Raw genomic sequence first — 20544 nt, 5'->3', positions numbered from 1 at the left:
ACCTATAAGTCATGTCTAACCGACATCATTTCTTGGGTAGCCTAGTTGTTTTGTTCACCACAAAGTTAAAACATCGGCAATCAGCATTTTTGATATTTCTTGCTATTGTCTACCCGTTCTTAATAAACCAGTCAACGACTAGCCATTATTAAGCTCAAATAACACAAGCTGACAATCGCCCACAAAAAAGAGCGCCAAAGGCGCTCTATTTGCTAAATCTGCCGTGAAAATTACTTCTCTAACGTCACCACATCGCCAATAAGCGCGACGCCAGCAATAACATTTCCTGCACCACATTTAAAAGTCTCAGCGCTGCTGGTTTGATGGTTATCATAGTTTGAGCGGATATTAACAACCGCATTACCACCTTCTTTTTGAGCGCGCTGCTTCAGCGACTTCATTGCAGAGGCAAATGCCCACTGGCATGCCTTTAAATCACTTTTACCGAACGCATTAGTCTTTTTACTGGTTTTAAACTCGCCGAGAGATTTAACGATGGCGCCATGTTGTTGACCGGCAAAATAAAATTCAACGCCTTCACCAATTGCTGACGAAATCTTATTAATAGCCATAGCCTCATTGATTGAAAAATCTTGGATATCTTCACGTGCAGTTGCCGTAGTTGAAATAGAGCCAAGCAACAGCAACATTAGTAACTTTTTCATTTCTTTTCCCTGAAAAATAAAACTGATATTTAGTCCACTAACTTATAATAAAAACAATCATTTAAGCAGCAGATGAATCAAGATAACAAAAGCGTGTTAATAATATAAGTGACCAAAATCAAAAAAGAGCGCCAAGGCGCTCTTTTTTGATTTTGTTTGCAATAGTCGTGAACTATTTCTATTTACTATTAACTACGCAGGCCAATGCCGCGTGAAATCAAATAGTAAGCAATAAACCATAGCGCACCACAAAAGCCAAGCATAATGGCAATGGACAAAGGCACGCTCATGTCAGCAAAACCTAAGAAGCCGTAACGGAACACGTTAATCACATACACTACAGGGTTTAGCGCAGACACACCTTGCCAAAAATCAGGTAGTAATGACAACGAATAAAATACCCCGCCCAAGTAGGTCAATGGCGTCAAGACAAAGGTTGGAATAATACTGATGTCATCATAGCTTTTGGCAAATACCGCGTTGATCAAACCGCCTAAAGCGAACAGCACTGAGGTTAGAAACGCTGTAAGCAGCACCAATCCGGCATGATGCAAGGTGATATCAACAAAGAACATGGCAACCAGGGTAACGATGCAACCCACCAGCAAGCCACGGGCAACACCGCCGCCTACGTAGCCTGCAATCATCACATAATGCGGCACAGGTGCCACCATGATCTCTTCGAGGTTGCGCTGAAACTTAGCACTATAAAATGATGATGCGACATTGGAGAACGAGTTGGTGATCACCGACATCATGATTAAACCAGGCGCAATAAACTCCATGTAGCTCACGCCGCCCATTTGCCCGATACGGCTACCAACTAGGTTACCGAAAATCAGAAAATACAGCGTCATGGTGATGGCTGGCGGCACCAGAGTTTGCACCCAAATACGGGTAAAACGGTTAATTTCTTTAGTTAAAATGCTCTTAAAGGCAATCAAATACAGCTGATTCATTATTTTGCCTCCTTGGCTTTTTCAACTAGCTCAACAAATAGCTCTTCCAGACGGTTAGCTTTATTACGCATCGACAATACTTCGATATTGGCAGCAGACAATAAACTAAACACATCATTAATGTTGTTATCTTTAGCCACATCCACTTCTAGCGTGTGAGCATCCACCAGTCGGCAACGAATGTCGCCTAAGTCCGGCGCACTGCTAATATCTTTTCGCAGGTCAAGAATAAAGGTTTCCATGTTGAGCTTGCTAAGAAGTGCTTTCATAGTCGTGCATTCCACCAGCATACCCTGGTCGATAATTCCTATGTTGCGACACAGCATCTCCGCTTCTTCAAGGTAGTGAGTAGTCAAAATAATCGTCACACCTTCGGCGTTGATTTGTTTTAAGAAATCCCACATTGAGCGGCGCAGCTCAATATCAACGCCAGCAGTAGGTTCATCTAAAATCAACAGTTTCGGCTCATGCATTAGCGCGCGAGCAATCATCAAACGACGCTTCATTCCGCCCGAAAGCTGACGCGCTTGTGAGTCGCGCTTATCCCAGAGATCTAACTGGGTTAAGTACTTTTTCGCTCGCTCCAATGCAACATCACGTTTAACACCATAATAGCCAGCCTGATTCACTACAATCTGCAGCACTTTCTCAAACTGGTTAAAGTTAAATTCTTGCGGCACGAGACCAATCTGCAGCTTAGCTTGCTCTAATTGTTTATCAATGTCATAGCCAAACACTTGCACACTGCCAGCGCTTTTTTGCACCAGCGAGCTGATCACGCCGATGGTCGTCGATTTACCCGCACCATTTGGCCCAAGCAATGCAAAAAAATCGCCTTGTTCCACCGTGAGGTTGAGGGTTTTAACCGCTTCAACTCCACCTTTATAGGTCTTTTTTAGACCTTCTATTACTAATGCATTGGCGCGCTCGCCCATGAAAATTCCCTCTACTACAACAAACAAAAACTCCCGCATGAGCGGGAGCTTTAACAATTACGCTTTTTTATCACTCTAATGGAATAACTTTGGCAATGTAAGGCAGGTTACGATACTGCTCGGCATAATCGATACCATAGCCAACGATAAACTCATCAGGAATGCTCATACCAATAAAGTCGACAGGTACATCAACTTCACGGCGCTCTGGTTTATCTAACAGGGTACACAAAGTTAAGCTCTTCGGGTCACGAAGCAATAACATTTCGCGCACCTTATTAAGCGTATTGCCTGAGTCAATCAGGTCTTCAACAATCAGTACATCACGACCGGCAATATCTGATTGAATGTCTTTTAGCACTTTAACATCACGTGAACTGGTCATCGAATTGCCATAGCTAGACACAGACATAAAGTCGATTTCAACGTGGCCTTTAATGCGGCGGCATAGATCAGCCATGAATACGACAGAGCCTTTAAGCAGGCCAACCATTAATAGACGCTCACTGTCGCCGTAGCGTTCATTAATACGCTGCGCTAAATCGTCTAACATGGTGTCGATTTCTTGGGTAGAAATCATCTCTTCAATGGTGTGCTTCATATGTTTCTCAGTTTTCAATATCATGAGCCTGAGACTGTCCGTAACCCCAGCGACTCGTCAGTGAGTGTGCGATCCCCAGATGGTCGAGAATTCGCGAAACCATGAAGTCTACCAGATCTTCAACCGATTTGGGATTATGATAAAACCCAGGTGCTGCAGGCATAATGGTCGCGCCGTTACGAGTTAGACTCAACATATGCTCTAAGTGTATGGCACTAAAAGGAGTTTCCCGCGGAACCAGTATTAATTGGCCACGCTCCTTTATCACGACATCGGCAGCTCGTTCTAACAAATTATTGCTCATACCAGTGGCAATGGCGGCTAAGGTGCCAGTTGAGCATGGACACACCACCATTTGCTTAGGTGCTGCGCTGCCTGATGCTGGCGGCGAAAACCATTCATCTTTGCCTAGCACCACCAATTCGCCCAAGCCTTGCTGCGATGGCATATCTTCACTTAAATGCGCCATTAATTGCGCTTGTGCTTTATCACTATTGGCACTGAGTTGCAGCCCATGCTCAGTCGCGAGCACCACGCGCGCAGCGCTCGAAATCATTAAAAACACCTGATAATCAGCTGCAAGCAAACAGCTAAGTAGCTTTAGACCATAAGGTGCGCCTGAAGCCCCTGTCCAGGCAAGACTAATGGCTTTATCGGCTTTTCTATATCCCATGAAATTTCCTGCTTAACGAGACAAGCTCAACTTGAGCCTGCTGTCGCTACTTACTATATTTATACCAGCTTAACTCAAGCGCAGTTACAGCCAACTTGAACTATAAGCTACTAGCTACTAGCTACTAGCTACTAGCTACTAGTACGTAGTAGATAACAAACTAGCTTAATGAGCTACTGTTAATGGCTAAAGTTAATTGCTATTTGCCAGCAATCGCGCTTATCAGTTTTTGATGAATGCCATTAAAACCGCCGTTACTCATCACCACAATGGTATCACCTGGACTCACCTGGCTAGCTACTTGCTCAACAATGGCATCAATATCTGTTTGTACGATAACTGGGATTTCAGCATGCGACATGTGTGCTGCGATATCCCAATCAACATTGCCAGCTTGATACAACCAAGCCTTATCAGCAAGGCGAAAAGAATAAGCTAAGGTGTCTTTGTGAATACCGCGTTTCATGGTGTTAGATCTTGGCTCTAGCACCACTATCACCTTGCTTTTACCTACTTTGGCGCGCAGCCCTTGTAAGGTCGTCTCAATAGCGGTTGGGTGATGGGCAAAATCATCATAAATTGCGATACCATTGACAGTGTCAAGCAATTCTAAGCGGCGCTTTGGCGGCGAAAACTCAGTTAAAGCCTCAATAGCTTGAGCTGGTGCAACGCCCACATGACGTGCTGCAGCAATCGCCATCACTGCATTTTCGACGTTATGCTGACCAATCAGTTGCCAGTTAAGTATGCCTTGAGGCTCACCATCAAACCAAACCTCAAACTCATGACCATCATCTGCGATCAGCTTAGTTTGCCACCCTTGCTCTTGCTTTTGCTGTTCAACTCGAGCGGGAGCTTGGCGGGTATAGGTTTCTTGCTCACTCCAGCAGCCCATTTCCATCACCAGTTTTACTGCATCAACATCTTTAGGCCAAATCACTTTGCCTTGCCCTGGCACGGTGCGAATAACATGATTAAATTGACGTTGAATAGCGGCAAGATCGGGGAAGATATCAGCATGATCAAATTCTAGATTGTTGATCACAAGTGTGCGCGGTTGGTAATGCACAAACTTAGAACGCTTATCAAAAAAAGCGCTGTCATATTCGTCTGCTTCAACCACAAAAAAGGGTGAGTTACCTAGGCGCGCTGACACGCCAAAGTTTTGTGGCACCCCGCCAATCAAAAAGCCCGGCTCGTAACCACAGTATTCTAAAATCCATGCCAGCATGCTTGAAGTTGAGGTTTTACCATGGGTGCCCGATACCGCCAATACCCAACGATTAGGCAAAATATGCTCAGATAAAAACTGCGGTCCAGAGGTATATTTAATCCCGCGATTAAGCACAGCTTCAACACACGGATTACCGCGACTCATGGCATTACCAATAACCACAATATCAGGCTGGTTTTCACCTTCTTTGCCAAGCTGCTGCGGGTCAAACCCTTGAATAAGCTCAATACCTTGCTCTTCAAGCTGGGTGCTCATCGGCGGATACACATTGGCATCACTGCCAGTGACTTTATGTCCCATAGCTCGGGCAAGCAGGGCAAGCCCTCCCATAAATGTGCCGCAAATCCCTAAAATATGTACATGCATGCAATAGCTCTTTCGCTAACGATTAATGGGCTCTATTCTAATCTAACTCAGCTTATGCTGTCAGTTAACTCAGGTTAACTTTTGCATAGGTAGTTCAATCTTATAACTATATCGTGGCGCTATCTTGGTTAAATAGAGGCACAAAAAAGGTGAACACCAAGGTTCACCTACCGGAAAAATGGAACAGTTAGTAACTGTAACTTGTTAACCAGCTTGCTATCACCTCAGATATTTGCGGCCACTTGTAAATAATCGCAGCAATCAAAGCCAAAATCATCGGTGACAGTATGAAAAGTCTCAACAACTTTAAACGTCTATATTGATATTGCAATTGGGCGATATCGCTATCCAATTTCACAATCTGGGAATGATATTCTTTCATCGGGTACTCCTTTACCACACGTGACAGCCTTGTATGACAAGTATAATCAATCTTGCCTAGAGCCTAGCTATTTTCGAACCACAAACAGTTGTCACAAATAAGAACGACATACACTCAAACGACGACTATTGCAGGTTTCTCGCCATAAATAAGTGGTTCTATCCTACTGATTTTCATCGTTAAATCCAGTTGTTAAACTTTTGTGATAATTTAGCGATAGACCAGTGATACCCCTTTCTCATACTTGATTGCAATTAAACACAAGGAGAAAGGTTATGAAACGCACACTAATCAACGCCAGCTTGTTAGCAGCAGGTTTAGTCAGCATGGCGAGCTCAGCTGCAGAAATCGAAGTCAGTGTTACCAACCTCACCCATGGTAATCATTTCACCCCTCTACTTATTGCAGCGCACAACAGTGATAGCCATCTATTCCATGTGGGCGACACAGCTACAGCCGCTCTACAAAAAATGGCTGAAGGTGGTGATGTTAGTGACTTAGATGCCGCAGTTATGGGTGCAAGCGGGGTCACCAGTGCAAACCCTGCTGGTGGTTTACTTGCCCCAGGCATGAGCGTAAATGACGTCATGCTAGATACTGGCGACAACATGTACTTGTCTATTGTCGCCATGCTGCTGCCAACAAACGATGCATTTGTTGGTCTCGATAGCTGGAAAATCCCTACTGAAGCAGGCAGCTACACGTTTTATTTGAATGCTTATGATGCAGGTACTGAAGCCAATGATGAAATCATCAATGGCGGCGGCATGTCAGGCGTACCAGGAATTCCTGCTGCACCAGGCGGTGACGGCGGCGCGAATGGTACAGGTGTAATGGATGGTGCAGGCAATACTTATGTGCACATTCATCCGGGCGTGTTGGGTGATACAGATCCAGCTGGCGGTGCCAGTGACCTTGATAGCCGTATTCATCGCTGGTTAAACCCAGTAGCCAAAGTGGTAGTTACCGTAAAATAAGGAGGCCATATGAAATTTTCACATGAGTCAATCAAACCCACTCTGGCGCTAGCCTTGCTATCTAGCCTACTACTAGCAGGTTGTGGTCACGACGATGATGATGTTGTGGTAAATAATGACCCAGAGCCAACGCCACCCGTGATGCTCTCTTATGAAATCGCGGTAAGTAACTTAACGGCTAATCAGCCACTATCGCCAGTTTTTGTAGCAACGCACAGTGCTGACATGCAACTGTGGATGGCAGGACAAGCATCTTCAGTAGCACTTGAAAAGCTAGCTGAAGGCGGTGACACCAGTGACCTAGCAGCAATTAGCGAGCTCACCAGTAACACAACTGGCGCCGGGGTAATTATGCCGGGCATGTCAGAAACATTAAGCTTTAGCATTGAGCAAGATGATGTCGCGAGCGTGAGTTTAGCCACCATGCTAGTTAACACTAACGATGCGTTTGCTGGGGTAAATAATTACGACTTAAGTCAGCTAGAAGTGAATATGCCAAGTAGCATGACCCTTAGGGTGTATGACGCAGGCACCGAAGCCAACAGTGAAGCCAAAGGCACGTTGCCAGGACCAGCTGATGGCGGTGAGGGCTATAACGCAGCGCGGGATGATGTCGATTTTATCCATATTCACCCAGGCGTTATCTCTATGTATGACGGTTTAGCAGACTCAGTGCTGACGCCATCACATCGTTTTGATAACCCAGCGATTAAAGTCACCATCACCCGAACTCAATAAGCTGACTTTTTACGCCTTAACTAGTGCATTTTCGGCGTGATGAAATCTACCGCTTGGTTTACCGCTTCCCAAAACCAATCGGTTTATTTTTCATCACGCTGAAATTTATTGCGCTCGATACAGGTCTGCTTGTCTATGAGCTTATGCTGATAAACACAGGCCGGAGAGATCGGGATGAACGCAACCGCACAACACGGACACACCACACAGCGCATTTTATTGGTCGAAGATGAGCAAGATTTAGCCCAGCTGGTGCAGCTTAACCTCAAGTCAATGAACTATGAGGTATGTCACGCCAGCACACTAAAGCAGGCAATACAGATACTTGAGAGTAAGCGTATAGATCTTATCCTACTCGACCGCATGCTGCCTGATGGTGACGGGATTATGCTATGTCAGCAGCTGCGCGAACAGAGTAAGGCGATGCCGATTATGCTGCTCACCGCGAAAGACTCAGAAGCGGACGTAGTCCTAGGGTTAGAAGCTGGCGCGGATGACTACCTAATTAAGCCATTTAGCGTGCTTGAATTGCGCGCCAGAGTTAAAGCGCTGCTCAGACGCGGCGTAGTGCAAACAGAGCAACAAGCAGAAGTGGCGTTTAACGGGCTCAGTATTAATGCGACCACCAGACAAGTGACTGCCTTTGACAGTGAGCTCGAACTCACTGCCAGAGAGTTTGACTTATTGCTGTTTTTGGCCAAACACCCGCAACAAGTATTTAGCCGCAATCAACTACTTGAGGCGGTATGGGGTTACAGCTATGAAGGCTATGAGCACACAGTTAACAGCCATATTAACCGCCTGCGTAGCAAACTATCGCAATGCAGCGGTGAGGCAGAGTTCGTTAAAACCGTTTGGGGCGTGGGCTATAAATTCTCACCACCGGAAGCGATGGCTCACTAGTGAAAACGACCTCCCATTAAAACCACTGAAAGCTAGCCTAAAGCTCAGTTCTAGCTTAAATGTATGCGAGCGCGAATATGAACCGACTCTTTAGCCGCTTATTTATCACTGCCACCGTTATCGTACTCGCACTGTTTATGGCGCTATGGCAGTGGTTGCAACTTAACCATGAATTTAGCCGCGATCAGGTGCAGCAAAACCTGCATCGTGAGCTTGCCGATCATATGGCGCACATCAACCCTTTATTGTCCCAAGGGATCACCTCTGACGCCGCATTAAAAGAGGCATTCCATGATTTTATGCTACTAGGACCTAGCTTTGAGATATATACCCTCGACCCAGATGGAAAAGTGATTGCTTACGACGCCAAAGAAGAAAAAATTAAACGTAAACGCGTGGATGTGGGGATTATTCAATCCTTTCTCGCAGGCAGCGAATTGCCGATTTTAGGCACAGATCCGCGTTCACTCGACACCAAGAAAATATTTTCAGTAAGCAAACTCATCAATCAAGACGGACTGCATAGCGGTTATTTATACGTCATTATTGGTGGTGAAGATTACGACAGCTGGCAAGCCATGATCAGCGCTGAAAATCAGCCCAAGCTTTGGGGTGCAACTATCGGTTTTTGGGTTATCTTTGCATTAGTGCTATTTGTTATGTTGCTACGATACTTCACTCGCCCAATCGACCGTCTAGTAAAAGATCTTAATCACCTGCGCATTCAAGACTCACAAAGCCCAGCTTTAGCACACCAAAGCCTAGAAAATAACAGCCGGGAACATCAAAACTCGGAAGCTAAGCTAGCCCTGCCCAAACGCCATTTAGGTAGCAGTGAAATTACTGAGTTAACAGGCCATATCAATGACTTGCTCGCGCAAATTCAACAAAAACAACAACAAGTTAAGCGCCAGCAACAAGCAAAGCATGACTTTCTGTTGCACCTGTCTCACGATTTAAAAACGCCGCTAACCGCACTACTTGGTTACATAGATACCTGGCTGATTTTGCCAGAAGGCGAGCGAGATACAGCATTGATTCAATATGCGGCTAATTCGGGGCAGACACTTCAGCAATTGCTAGCCCAGCTACTTGAGCTAGCAGCACTTGAAAACGGCCAGATTAACGCCCAAATAAAGCCCGTATATTTGATTGAATTAACCAATGAGCTGCACAGCACATTTACCCCAAGAGCCAACAAACTGCAGATTAGCTTGTTATTTGATATTGAGCCGCAGCAAATTGTCGAAACTGACCCGCAATTAATGCGCCGGGTGATAAGTAACCTTATTGACAACGCTCTACGCTACACACCTAAAGGCGGCGAGATCCGTTTATACACCAAGCACGTTGGCGAGCAGCAATGGCTCACAGTGGAAGATACTGGCTCAGGTATGCATCAACATGAGGTTGAAGCATTAAGGCAATTGTCGCTTTCTCAGCAGCGTAAACAAGCAAGCTTGAGCTTTGAGCAAAACCAAACCCTGCCACAACTGGGTGTCGGACTCGCCATCGTCAGGCAATTATTGCAGCTGCTAAAATGTAAGATTGATATTCACAGCTCACCAGGACAAGGTAGCCAGTTTTTAATTGAACTTAGCAGCCCTAAATCAGCCCTTAGCTTGCCTTAAAATAGCCAAAAAGCTGCGTGCTAAATCTTACTGATTAAATTGAGCAGCTAATAATCTAGTTCTGGTTAGTTAACCACTAAATGCTAGCCACTAAAAAGGGGGGCCTTAAACTCCCCTTTCATTGATGCGTCGTTAATTTGAAGCGCTCTAGATGAACTCACCCTTGATAAGCTCAGCCATGGTGAGATCAGTCTGGACCTGATTTAACCTTCTTTATAGCTACGTAGTAATTTCGGCACAAATGGACTAACAAATGCTGCGATCAGTGCGCCCCACATGATGCATATCAGGCCAGCCACTGCGTATTGACCGGTGATGGTGTCACCATAAGCGACATAGACGGTATGGGCACCTCCCATGATTAAACCTAAGAAAACCGCTATACAAACCAGACTAATAATAAGTGGTATTTTCATCGCTTTGTCCTCTCTCAATTTTTGGGTCAACTATAATATCTATAAAATGAAGTTCAATTTATAGTTAGATACTATTAACAACCTTAATAGGTTGCAACTCATAGCCTGCCAATACTCAGCAAGCATTAACGTCTTAATACGTAAAAAAGATGAAAAATGAGCACAAAAAAGCGAGCCTATTGGCTCGCTTTCAAATCACTGCTTTTCAGCAATGATTATCTTTAGTACAGGTTGTTACTACTTATGATACTTAGGCGATAACTCATGTACAGAGTTAATGAATGCGCCAGCGTGCTCAGGATTAACATGCTGGTGAATACCATGACCAAGGTTAAATACGTGACCAGTACCTTCACCGTATGAAGATAAAATTTGGTCAACTTCTTGGTGAATACGCTCAGGTGTACCATAAAGTACAGATGGATCCATGTTACCTTGCAGTGCAACTTTCTCACCTACACGGCGGCGAGCGTCACCAATATCAACAGTCCAGTCTAAACCTAGTGCGTCACAGCCTGTTTCAGCCATTGCTTCAAGCCATAAACCGCCACCTTTAGTGAACAGCGTCACAGGTACTTGACGACCGTCAGCGTGGCGAGTTAAACCATCAACGATTTTTTGCATGTAGCGCAGTGAGAACTCACGGTAAGCGTGGTGAGATAATGCGCCGCCCCAAGAGTCAAAGATCATTAGCGATTGCGCACCGTTAGCGACTTGAGCATTTAGGTATGAAGTCACTGAGTCAGCTAGTTTATCTAGTAATAGGTGCAGCGTTGCTGGCTCTTCGTAAGCCATTTTCTTAATTTTTTCAAACGCTTTGCTTGAACCACCTTCAACCATATAAGTTGCTAGTGTCCATGGTGAACCAGAGAAACCAATTAGTGGCACATCACCTTTAAGTTCACGACGAATCGTGCTTACGGCTTTCATTACATAGCCAAGCTCGTCCTCTGGATCAGGTACAGCTAACTTTTTGATGGCGTCGATAGTGTCGGTTGGACGCTCAAAACGCGGGCCTTCGCCAGTTTCGAAGTATAAGCCTAAGCCCATCGCATCAGGGATAGTTAGGATATCTGAGAATAAGATAGCGGCGTCTAAGTCATAGCGACGTAGTGGTTGCAGCGTCACTTCACACGCTAAGTCGTGGTTCTTACAAAGCGACATAAAATCACCCGCTTCAGCACGAGTTGCTTTGTATTCTGGTAGATAGCGACCAGCTTGACGCATCATCCAGATAGGAGTTCTATCAACAGGTTGTTTTAATAAAGCGCGTAAATAACGATCATTCTTTAGTTCTGCCATTTGGCTTTCTTCCTACTTATTGTGATATCCGCTGGCGCGTAGTTTAGCACTTACGTGATTAATGTAACCACTCAAGCTAAATTTATGTGAGCAATCCCTAAATCTCCCGCGCAAATAGCACACATAGGCTTAACAAGCTCACAAAACCCCCTACTTTTGCGTAAAACGACAAAATTAATCTTTAAACTGTTGCACCACAACAAAGCCTTTGATATAAAAACTGTGCGCTAGCAAGAACAATCAAGAAGCCCGATAAATCGAGCCCAACGTATCTTTACTTGCCCAGTGATAGGCGACTATCACTGGGTTTTTTATTGCCTTAATTCCAACATACGACTTTATACTGCATCATTAGACACATTTGCTTAAACTGTATTTGAGTGATTTTTGCGATAAAACAGTTGATCACTACAGGCATTTTTCAATACATTAGATGTTATGAGAAAGTTGCCGAGCGGGGTGTGTCATGCTGACTAAACTAGAGAAAGCTGAGCAAAGATGGGGCGGTTCAAACAAACTGATTGACCAGTGGCTTAACCACAGGCGTAAGCTGTTAATTCAGTACTTTATGCTTGCAGGCTTAGCACCCTACTCCCGCGATGACAAAACCTTGCCAACTGTAGATGAAGTTAAACAGTTCTGTGCGCAACTGGTTGATTATGTCTCTGAAGGCCACTTTGAGGTATACAACAATGTAGTGTCTGCTTGTGAGAAACATGGCGCAGAAAGCCATAACACAGCGCAACTACTACTGCCCCAGATCAGCAAAAGCACTGACACAGCATTAGACTTTAACGACAAATACTCCGAAATTGCAGACGAGAAAACCCTCTATCAACTTGATGGAGACCTATCTTCACTAGCACAAAGTATGGAATCTCGCTTTGAGCTTGAAGATCAACTGCTGGAGATTTTGCATTCACGCCATTCAATGACTGCGTAAATACGATTAGTTGACATCCCCCCTCATCGCAAAAAGCACACATAGGTGTGCTTTTTTGCTTTTTACTGAGTCATCCTATTGCTTTTTACGCCAGTTGTCGGGTAACTCGACTTGGTTCCATAGGTCATCACACAAGCTTCTTGTATCGTGCCAATCACCAGCGAGAATCCAATTCACTAGTGTATCCCCCACTTGAGGGTAATCAATCGGTGCAGGTGATGGCTTTTTTAACCAGCGCTTGAGTACAGTTAAGTCCAATGACGCCATACTCTCAGCTGCAGCCAGTAATTCTAAGGCCGCTACATTAGCATATTGCTCAAATTGCCCAAGAAGAGGCTTAACCAGCAGCTTTTTCCCTAACGCCATGGCTTCACTTGCAAGCTCAAACCCGGCATTACCAATCACTCCACTGCACTGCGCCATATGACGTTTGAAACCGTCACGATCAAACCCGTTCCATTGAATATGTTCAGGCAAGGGTAAAGATGGTTTTTGTTTGTGATAAACAATAAATTCAACGCTGTCGACAGTTCGTAAAAAGGCGACGATTTCATCAGCGCTTTCAAACGGAAGGTAAACTAAAACCTTGTTACTATCACCGACACCTAGATGATCAACGTCAACAAAAGGCGGCAAGATTGGATAACCAAAATGATGCCAGTGACACCCTAACGATACATCCACTGGGGCAAAATGATTAATCAATAAATCATTAAACCAACTAGAGCTGCGCTTAGGTACCGGGTACTTAAGTGCAGCCTGATGACTTATCGCAATCGATTTTACTCCCTGACGTTTAGCCGCCCAGGCAGATACAGGTTCATAATCATTAAGCACTAAATCGTACTCAGATAAATCTAATTGATTCACCTCGGTGCGGATTGGCGACAATAAATTATGCTTACCCGTTTTTAGGTAACTAATGCGACCTTTGTCGCTGACAAAGGTCATGCCTTTTCGAGTTTGGTAATCACCAAAGCACTGCATATCGAAATACTGCGACTCGTCACGACCAGAAAATAGAAAATCGACATTGATATTTTGCTTTGCAAGTGACTTTGCCATCACTCGCGCGCGGCTGATGTGGCCATTCCCTGTGCCTTGAACACCATAGAGTAGATTCATTAACTCGTATTCCTTTTGCTAATCTATTGCTATATGACTGGACGGTTTTATCTATAGATTAATCGTGTGCCTGACCTGCTAAGCTCCGGTCTGCTTGCTAGTGAAACAGGTTATAAGCGCACCAAACTGAGCCCATTCCTAAACTCATACCCGCGACAATATCGAGCGGGTAATGCACGCCTAACATCACCCGTGATATGGCAATCAAGCTAGCCCAAGCAAAAGTAAGTGGTGCCATCACAGGAAAAAACCAATAAACCAAACTCGCCATGACAAACGCCGCAGCACTGTGACCCGAGGGAAGACTGAACTTGTCAGATGGCTCAAAGCTTGCACTAATACCAGCGAGACTATGACATGGCCGCGTACGGCGAATAGCATTTTTAAGCAGCAGATAAAGTGGTAATTCGATGGCAAAGCTCACCATGCCAGCGTAAAAGAACGCGCTGCCTTGCTCATGAATAAGCAGCAGTGCCAGCGCTGCGACAACATAAAGCGGCCCATTGCCGGTTGATGAGATGCGCAGCGCAAGAGCTTGTAAATCACGCATTTGCGCAAAATTAACCGTTTTATAAAACCACTGCTGATCCCAGTACCCTAACTGTTGCTTCATCGCTCACTCCTTGCTTGCAACCTTGCCTGAAGCTTGTGCTTCTTCGCTTGGATAACCCATATTCTGGCTAAATAACAGCAAGCCTTTAGTTATGCTTACAAGATAAAAATGAGCAATGACTAGTAAATGACAGTTTGCCTAAACATTTATGACAAGTGTCCAGTAAATGGTCGAGGGAGAACAACTGGCTCTCACAGAAAATGAGCTAGAGAAAAGACCTAGATAGCAGCAATATGCGACGTTGAAGAAGGCTCGCAGATCAAAAAAGCCCTAACCTTTGCGATTAGAGCTTTAAAGTATTCGTGTAGCGTTTAGCCTCAAGCAGTTTGCGCTTGAGTAAATTTACCGTGGTAAATCTTAGTTAGGTGATAGATGTTGATACAAGCAACAAAGGCGTTCATCCCTGCAACCGGCCATGCATCAATGGCGTAGCCATAGACGGTAAACAGTGCACAACCGATAAAATTAATCCAACGCAGCCAAATGATATCTTTCATCATTAAAGATATTGCTACCATTACCGACGCAAGATAACCCAATAATTCAACGTTATTAATATTTTCCATAAGAACCTCTTTCAGGCTCTCTGCCATCCATAAGCGTAACGAGGGGTCCGTGCCTCTAAAGCAAACTCAAAATTGCCCCCAACAGCATCAACCGCACTGTACCCAGGCAAACCTGTACGTAACTAGAAAACGGATTTAAGCAAGATTGACTGGCGAGCAGAGGCTCAAACCGCAATTTGTGAAAACAAATTACTCAAAAATCACGTTTTCGTCTTAATAATAAAACAAAGAGTTCCAAATAGTAAACAAATAATTAAAACCTTGACCACTAAGCCGTGATTAATACCTCTTTTATTTTCAGCAAAACCTCATATAATTCATTTAACTTTGCCTTATATAGCAGAGGATTACCTCGCTAATCACTAGGAGTTATCTATGGAATACAACACCTCAGAACTATGCGATATGTATATTGATGTGGTCGATGTCGTCGAACCTATGTTCAGCAATTTTGGTGGCTGCAGCTCTTTCGGTGGTGCAATTAGTACAATTAAGTGTTTTGAAGACAACGGTCTTATCGCCGAAGCACTTCAAGAAGATGGTGAGGGTAAGGTACTCCTAGTTGATGGTGGAGGCTCACTGCGCCGTGCCCTGCTAGACGCCGCTATTGTAGAAACAGCCGTTAACAATAACTGGGAAGGCATTATCGTCTACGGCACCGTGCGCGACGTTGATGCATTGGAAGATTTCGATATTGGTATTCAGGCACTCGCCTCTATTCCAGTTGGCGCTGATCAACACAGTGTTGGCGAAGTTGAAATTCCGGTTAACTTTGGCGGTGTGACCTTCCTGCCTGGCGATCACATTTATGCTGACAACACCGGCATTATCTTATCGCCTGAAGCATTAGATATTGACTAACGCTTTAGTTAAAATTGGCGCGATAACGCGGCACGTAAATGATTAAAAGCCAGCTTTGCTGGCTTTTTTTGTAGTGCTTTACACTGTCGCTGAGTACTGCTGCCCCAACGATTAGCTTTGTTTCTATGCAGTGATTTGACAATAACATAGCCCTGACAAAAAACAGCGAGCACAACTCAAGGATGTAACATGCTAATTCCCTATACTCAGTCTGATATCGACCAAGCTCTTTGCAAACGTTCGGGTGAACAGCGACTTGGCCAGCAAGTGCAGTTAATTGATACCAATACAGAGCTTACAAACGCTCTGTCTAATGCTAAAACCCAAGGGGCGCGCTTTGCCATCATTGGTATTGCAGAAGATGTTGGCCCGCAAGCAAACCTGGGGCGCGGCGGTGCCAGTAACGCATTTCAAGCGGCTATGCAGCAATGGTTAAACTTACAATCCAATCGCTTTTTATCAGGTAAACAGTGCTTAATCATGGGTGAAATCCAGCTTACCCCAAACGTAAAGCACAGCGAAGTTAACAGCAGTGAAGTTGAAGCTAATCAGGTGGATGCTTTGCGCGCTGCAACGGCCGAATTAGATAAACAGGTCGAGCCGATTATTCACGCTATTTTTGAGGCCGGTCTTGAGCCAATTATTATTGGCGGCGGCCACAACAATGCTCTGCCCATCCTCAACGCGGCCAAACAGCATTACAATCAAGGGCTCGCCGCAATTAATCTTGACCCACACAGTGACTTTCGTCCTAAAGAAGGCCGCCATAGTGGCAATGGTTTTAGTTATGCCGCGGCTAGCGGCGCATTAAATCACTATCATGTCCTCGGGCTGCATGAGCTAAAAAACAGCGAAGCGACACTAGAACAACTTAGCGTCTTTGGCGGTTCATGGCACACCTATCAACAAATCTGGGTTCGTCGTGAAGTTGGTTTTAGTGACGCACTCAAGCAAGCAGTTAGTAAGCTTAATCAAACGAGCAGTCCTGTAGGTGTTGAGTTAGATGTGGATGCCATTAATAAGATGCCAAGTAGTGCATCAACAATGGCAGGAATTCCACTTAGCGATGCGTGCCACTATCTCTATTACCTAGCGCTAAAATCTCCGGCTGCTTATTGCCATATCGCCGAAGCCGCACCAAGTTGTCATGACGCAGGCGAAGCAGCGGGTACTAGAGATGTAAGCCAAGCACTGAGCGAGTTGATTTATTCATATATCCAAGGACGTGAGCAAGCTAAATTGAGCTAGCTTACGTACAAACATCAGAAGCTACATGCGCTGGATTTTTGCTTGTTGACTGTGGTCTAATGCACAAAATTTAGCGTAACCATTTATGTTGGTGGCATAAGCCAACAAACAAAATAGCGCGAGAGTACACCAAAGTCGGAGCCAAGGCTCACTCATATTGGTTTAAGCACCATTGATTATCATCACAATCTCAATGCACAGAGATTCAGCATCTTGTTACAATGGCATACACTCGCACCACATATTTTTAAAAAAATAGGAAATGACCCATGTCTGAGGGCGATTCAAAAAACACCCACTTTGGTTATAAAACTGTCGAAGCAGAGAAAAAAGCCGACTTAGTTGCTGACGTGTTTCATTCAGTCGCCGCCAAGTACGACATTATGAATGACGTGATGTCATTCGGTATTCACCGTCTATGGAAACGTCACACCATTGAAACCGCCGCTGCGCGCCCTGGTATGAACATTCTTGACTTAGCTGGTGGTACGGGTGATTTAACCGCAAAATTCTCACGTATCGTGGGTGACACTGGCTCAGTGGTGTTAGCCGACATTAACGATTCAATGCTAAAAGTTGGTCGCACTAAACTGCGCGATAAAGGCATAGTGAATAACGTATCTTACGTACAAGCTAATGCCGAAGCACTGCCATTTCCTGATAATCATTTCGACATTATTACTATCGCATTTGGCTTGCGTAACGTAACAGATAAAGACGCAGCTTTGCGCTCAATGCTACGTGTACTAAAGCCAGGTGGTAAATTACTAGTGCTTGAGTTTTCTAAGCCAAAGCATGAAGTCATGCGTAAAGTGTATGACTTATACAGCTTCAAAGTACTACCCAAAATGGGCGCGGCTATCACTCAAGATGCAGAAAGCTACGAGTATCTGGCTGAATCGATTCGCATGCACCCAGATCAAGATACACTAAAGCAAATGATGCTTGATGCTGGTTTTGAGCAAGTGGATTACACCAATATGACTGATGGTATTGTCGCCTTACACCGTGGGTATAAGTTTTAATGGCGTTAAACCATTTCGCGCTGCTCACATGCAGCGCAATTGAAACCGCCTTTGCTGCTCTGCCTACCCAAGCAAAGATGGACTACGCCAAACTAAAAAACCTACATGGTAAGGTGTTTTGCATTCAGCTGAGTCAACTAAGTTGGCCAATGTACTTGGTGTTTGCTAAGCAACTTCAAGTACTTAGCCGCTATGAAGGTGAGGTCGATGTTCGGGTCGATGCCGATGCCTCGACGCTATATCAAATTAAGGAAGGCGCTAACCTCACCGAGTTGATTAAGCAGGATAAATTACGCTTAGAAGGCGATATCCAACTGTTGCAAACCTTCAGCCATTTTGTACAGCACATAGATTTTGATATTGCCGAGCCTCTGTCGAAATATGTTGGTGACGGCCCCACCCATATGCTCACAGAACACAGCAAATGGTTAGCGAAATCGGCGAAACAGGTATTTGGTAAAAGCCTGGATCATATAGGGCAATTAGCAACAGAAGAATATAAAGTCGCTGTGCACAAAATTGAATACCTGCACTTTTGCGACAACCTTGAAGACCTAAGTAAAGATGCAGAATCGCTAGCTAATAGAGTCACTCTGCTGACCCGGCGACTAAGTTAATTGTATTCAGTTAGCATTGATAATTGCTCGCTAATTTAAGGCTCTTCAAGGACAAGCTACACGATAAAAAAGGACATTCATGACCATTGCAAGTATCAAGCGCGGCTATCAAGTCATCAAAACCATTCTCAATTATGGTTTAGACGACCTCATTTCTAAACACAAAGCGCCTTGGTATTTCCGTATGGCTCGCGCCAGCCTATTCTGGCTGCGCAACAAGCACAAAGACAAAACCTCAGCTGAGCGCCTAAAACTGGCGATGCAAGAGCTCGGGCCGGTTTACATCAAGCTTGGGCAAATGCTGTCAACCCGCAGAGACTTGCTTGATGACGAGTGGGCTTACCAACTCGCTATGCTGCAAGACAGGGTACCGCCCTTTGACTCCGCCTTAGCAAGGCAAGCCATCGAGGAAGAGCTAAAAGCGCCCATTGAATCACTATTCGATAACTTCGATGAGACACCTCTAGCATCAGCATCTATCTCGCAAGTACACACGGCAACCTTAAAGTCCAATGGTAAAGAAGTCGTTCTGAAAGTACTGCGCCCAAATGTGGAACAAAAAATCCGCGCAGACTTACTGATGATGTCTCAAGGCGCCAACATGCTTGAGCGTATTTTGGGTGAAGGCAACCGTCTACGTCCTGCAGAGGTCATTGAAGACTACCAAATAACAATTTTGGGTGAATTGAATCTCAAACTTGAAGCTTTAAACGCCATCAAGCTGCGCAATAATTTCCTCGATTCAGATGCGCTATACATACCTTACGTTTATGAAGAACACTGCTACCCTCGCCTGATGGTGATGGAGCGTGTTTATGGTATTCCTGTATCTGACACTGACGCATTAAAAGCCCAGGGGACCAACCTAAAACTGCTGGCTGAACGCGGCGTTGAACTGTTTTTCACTCAAGTATTTCGCGATAACTTCTTCCATGCTGATATGCATCCTGGCAATATTTTCATTAGCGAGGAGCACCCAGAAAACCCTTATTACATCGGGCTCGATTGCGGGATTATGGGTACCTTAACCGAACAAGATAAGCGCTACCTTGCAGAGAACTTCTTAGCCTTTTTCAACCGCGACTATCACCGCATTGCTCAGCTTTACATTGAGTCAGGTTGGGTATCTGAAAACACCGATGTGCTGGCGTTTGAACAAGCTGTTAAAGTTGTGTGTGAGCCTATGTTCAACAAGCCGCTTGATGAAATCTCATTTGGTCACGTGCTACTTGAGCTATTTAGAACCGCGCGTCAGTTTGACATTGTGGTACAACCACAGTTGGTATTACTTGAAAAAACCTTACTTTATATCGAAGGCTTAGGAAGGCAACTCTACCCACAACTTGATCTTTGGCAAACAGCAAAACCGTTTTTAGAAGAGTGGATGTCGGAGCAAGTTGGCCCTAAAGCTATGTATAATAAAGTAAAAGCCAATATCCCTTATTGGTCCGATAAGCTTCCGGAAATCCCTGAACTGGTTATCGATAACCTGAAAATGGGCCGAAAACTGCTGGGAACCCAGCAACAAATGTTAGATAGATACCTGAATTTCCAACAAAAATCTCACAAAAGCCAATATCTATTAATCACTTCTGCCGTATTGTTGATCTGTGGCACAATATTATTTACTCAAAGCGTTACACTATGGCCAGCTTATGTAAGCATTAGCTTAGGTACGGTGTTATGGCTGGTCGGATGGAGATCTAGACCAAAGAATCGTAAATTTTAGCTAGCACTTATTTATTAGAAGTTCATAATACTTAA

The 20544-nt window shown here is 44.6% G+C and carries 21 protein-coding genes; 10 read left to right on the top strand and 11 right to left on the bottom strand.

The genetic code is table 11. The annotated features are described in order from the left end of the window. Window positions 1-230: 230 nt before the first annotated feature. The 6 genes from G3R49_RS12070 to mpl form a co-directional block, all read right to left on the bottom strand. Window positions 231-665 carry an excinuclease ABC subunit A gene (locus tag G3R49_RS12070; RefSeq protein WP_130600867.1) on the bottom strand — a complete coding sequence of 145 codons (435 nt, stop codon included), beginning with the start codon at window positions 663-665 and terminating at the stop codon, window positions 231-233. 188 nt (window positions 666-853) lie between these two features. Further along, complete coding sequence (locus G3R49_RS12065) at window positions 854-1624, bottom strand: ABC transporter permease (RefSeq protein WP_130600865.1); 771 nt, start codon at window positions 1622-1624, stop codon at window positions 854-856. Next, window positions 1624-2559 (bottom strand): ABC transporter ATP-binding protein, encoded by a 936-nt coding sequence (locus G3R49_RS12060; protein ID WP_130600863.1) that lies wholly within the window; start codon window positions 2557-2559, stop codon window positions 1624-1626. The genes G3R49_RS12065 and G3R49_RS12060 overlap by 1 nt, the downstream gene beginning before the upstream one ends. Before the next feature lie 70 nt (window positions 2560-2629). Next, a complete protein-coding gene (gene hpt, locus G3R49_RS12055; protein WP_130600861.1) occupies window positions 2630-3160 on the bottom strand; it encodes a hypoxanthine phosphoribosyltransferase in 531 nt (176 codons plus the stop codon). 7 nt (window positions 3161-3167) lie between these two features. Then, window positions 3168-3833, bottom strand: a complete 666-nt coding sequence (locus G3R49_RS12050; protein WP_130600859.1) for a flavin prenyltransferase UbiX — start codon at window positions 3831-3833, stop codon at window positions 3168-3170. A gap of 199 nt (window positions 3834-4032) precedes the next feature. Next, on the bottom strand, window positions 4033-5433 hold the full coding sequence (gene mpl, locus G3R49_RS12045; RefSeq protein ID WP_130600857.1) for a UDP-N-acetylmuramate:L-alanyl-gamma-D-glutamyl-meso-diaminopimelate ligase: 1401 nt from the start codon (window positions 5431-5433) through the stop codon (window positions 4033-4035). Between the two features lie 657 nt (window positions 5434-6090). On the opposite strand from mpl, the gene G3R49_RS12040 reads away from it, so the two are divergent. From G3R49_RS12040 to G3R49_RS12025, 4 genes are all read left to right on the top strand, one after another. Next, window positions 6091-6792 carry a spondin domain-containing protein gene (locus tag G3R49_RS12040; RefSeq protein ID WP_130600855.1) on the top strand — a complete coding sequence of 234 codons (702 nt, stop codon included), beginning with the start codon at window positions 6091-6093 and terminating at the stop codon, window positions 6790-6792. Between the two features lie 9 nt (window positions 6793-6801). Continuing rightward, window positions 6802-7530 (top strand): spondin domain-containing protein, encoded by a 729-nt coding sequence (locus tag G3R49_RS12035; RefSeq protein ID WP_130600853.1) that lies wholly within the window; start codon window positions 6802-6804, stop codon window positions 7528-7530. Between the two features lie 174 nt (window positions 7531-7704). After that, complete coding sequence (locus tag G3R49_RS12030; protein WP_130600851.1) at window positions 7705-8433, top strand: response regulator transcription factor; 729 nt, start codon at window positions 7705-7707, stop codon at window positions 8431-8433. Between the two features lie 77 nt (window positions 8434-8510). Further along, window positions 8511-10064, top strand: coding sequence for a sensor histidine kinase KdpD (locus G3R49_RS12025; RefSeq protein WP_167869815.1), 1554 nt, complete (start codon window positions 8511-8513; stop codon window positions 10062-10064). A gap of 203 nt (window positions 10065-10267) precedes the next feature. Here the strand turns inward: G3R49_RS12025 and G3R49_RS12020 are convergent, their stop codons facing one another. Together G3R49_RS12020 and hemE are read right to left on the bottom strand one after the other, a co-directional pair. Then, entirely contained in the window at window positions 10268-10480 is a 213-nt protein-coding gene (locus tag G3R49_RS12020; RefSeq protein WP_130600847.1) for a hypothetical protein, read from the bottom strand. A 237-nt stretch (window positions 10481-10717) separates the two neighbouring features. After that, window positions 10718-11782 (bottom strand): uroporphyrinogen decarboxylase, encoded by a 1065-nt coding sequence (gene hemE, locus G3R49_RS12015; RefSeq protein WP_130600845.1) that lies wholly within the window; start codon window positions 11780-11782, stop codon window positions 10718-10720. A 466-nt stretch (window positions 11783-12248) separates the two neighbouring features. On the opposite strand from hemE, the gene rsd reads away from it, so the two are divergent. Then, a complete protein-coding gene (rsd, locus tag G3R49_RS12010; protein ID WP_130600843.1) occupies window positions 12249-12725 on the top strand; it encodes a sigma D regulator in 477 nt (158 codons plus the stop codon). 75 nt (window positions 12726-12800) lie between these two features. On the opposite strand, the gene G3R49_RS12005 is transcribed toward rsd, so the two are convergent. The 3 genes from G3R49_RS12005 to G3R49_RS11995 form a co-directional block, all read right to left on the bottom strand. Then, window positions 12801-13850, bottom strand: a complete 1050-nt coding sequence (locus G3R49_RS12005) for an MJ1255/VC2487 family glycosyltransferase (RefSeq protein ID WP_167869814.1) — start codon at window positions 13848-13850, stop codon at window positions 12801-12803. Window positions 13851-13947: 97 nt separating this feature from the next. Continuing rightward, window positions 13948-14463: a phosphatase PAP2 family protein gene (locus tag G3R49_RS12000; protein WP_130600841.1), complete on the bottom strand. Its 516-nt coding sequence runs from the start codon at window positions 14461-14463 to the stop codon at window positions 13948-13950. Between the two features lie 317 nt (window positions 14464-14780). Continuing rightward, a complete protein-coding gene (locus G3R49_RS11995; RefSeq protein ID WP_130600839.1) occupies window positions 14781-15029 on the bottom strand; it encodes a YgjV family protein in 249 nt (82 codons plus the stop codon). Window positions 15030-15404: 375 nt separating this feature from the next. Here G3R49_RS11995 and rraA point away from each other — a divergent pair, with 375 nt between their 5' ends. The 5 genes from rraA to ubiB all read left to right on the top strand — a co-directional run bounded on the left by rraA (window position 15405) and on the right by ubiB (window position 20509). Then, on the top strand, window positions 15405-15890 hold the full coding sequence (rraA, locus tag G3R49_RS11990; protein ID WP_130600837.1) for a ribonuclease E activity regulator RraA: 486 nt from the start codon (window positions 15405-15407) through the stop codon (window positions 15888-15890). 189 nt (window positions 15891-16079) lie between these two features. Then, window positions 16080-17138 (top strand): formimidoylglutamase, encoded by a 1059-nt coding sequence (locus tag G3R49_RS11985; RefSeq protein ID WP_130600835.1) that lies wholly within the window; start codon window positions 16080-16082, stop codon window positions 17136-17138. 269 nt (window positions 17139-17407) lie between these two features. Then, window positions 17408-18163 carry a bifunctional demethylmenaquinone methyltransferase/2-methoxy-6-polyprenyl-1,4-benzoquinol methylase UbiE gene (gene ubiE / locus G3R49_RS11980; RefSeq protein ID WP_130600833.1) on the top strand — a complete coding sequence of 252 codons (756 nt, stop codon included), beginning with the start codon at window positions 17408-17410 and terminating at the stop codon, window positions 18161-18163. Then, on the top strand, window positions 18163-18780 hold the full coding sequence (locus G3R49_RS11975) for an SCP2 domain-containing protein (RefSeq protein WP_167869813.1): 618 nt from the start codon (window positions 18163-18165) through the stop codon (window positions 18778-18780). The genes ubiE and G3R49_RS11975 overlap by 1 nt, the downstream gene beginning before the upstream one ends. 79 nt (window positions 18781-18859) lie before the next feature. Further along, window positions 18860-20509 carry a ubiquinone biosynthesis regulatory protein kinase UbiB gene (gene ubiB, locus G3R49_RS11970; RefSeq protein WP_130600829.1) on the top strand — a complete coding sequence of 550 codons (1650 nt, stop codon included), beginning with the start codon at window positions 18860-18862 and terminating at the stop codon, window positions 20507-20509. Window positions 20510-20544 lie beyond the last annotated feature (35 nt).

The sequence above is a fragment of the Shewanella sp. WXL01 genome (assembly GCF_012263345.1).
GTDB classification, from domain to species: Bacteria; Pseudomonadota; Gammaproteobacteria; order Enterobacterales; family Shewanellaceae; genus Shewanella; species Shewanella maritima.
This window is presented reverse-complemented; position numbering and strand designations above follow the sequence as displayed.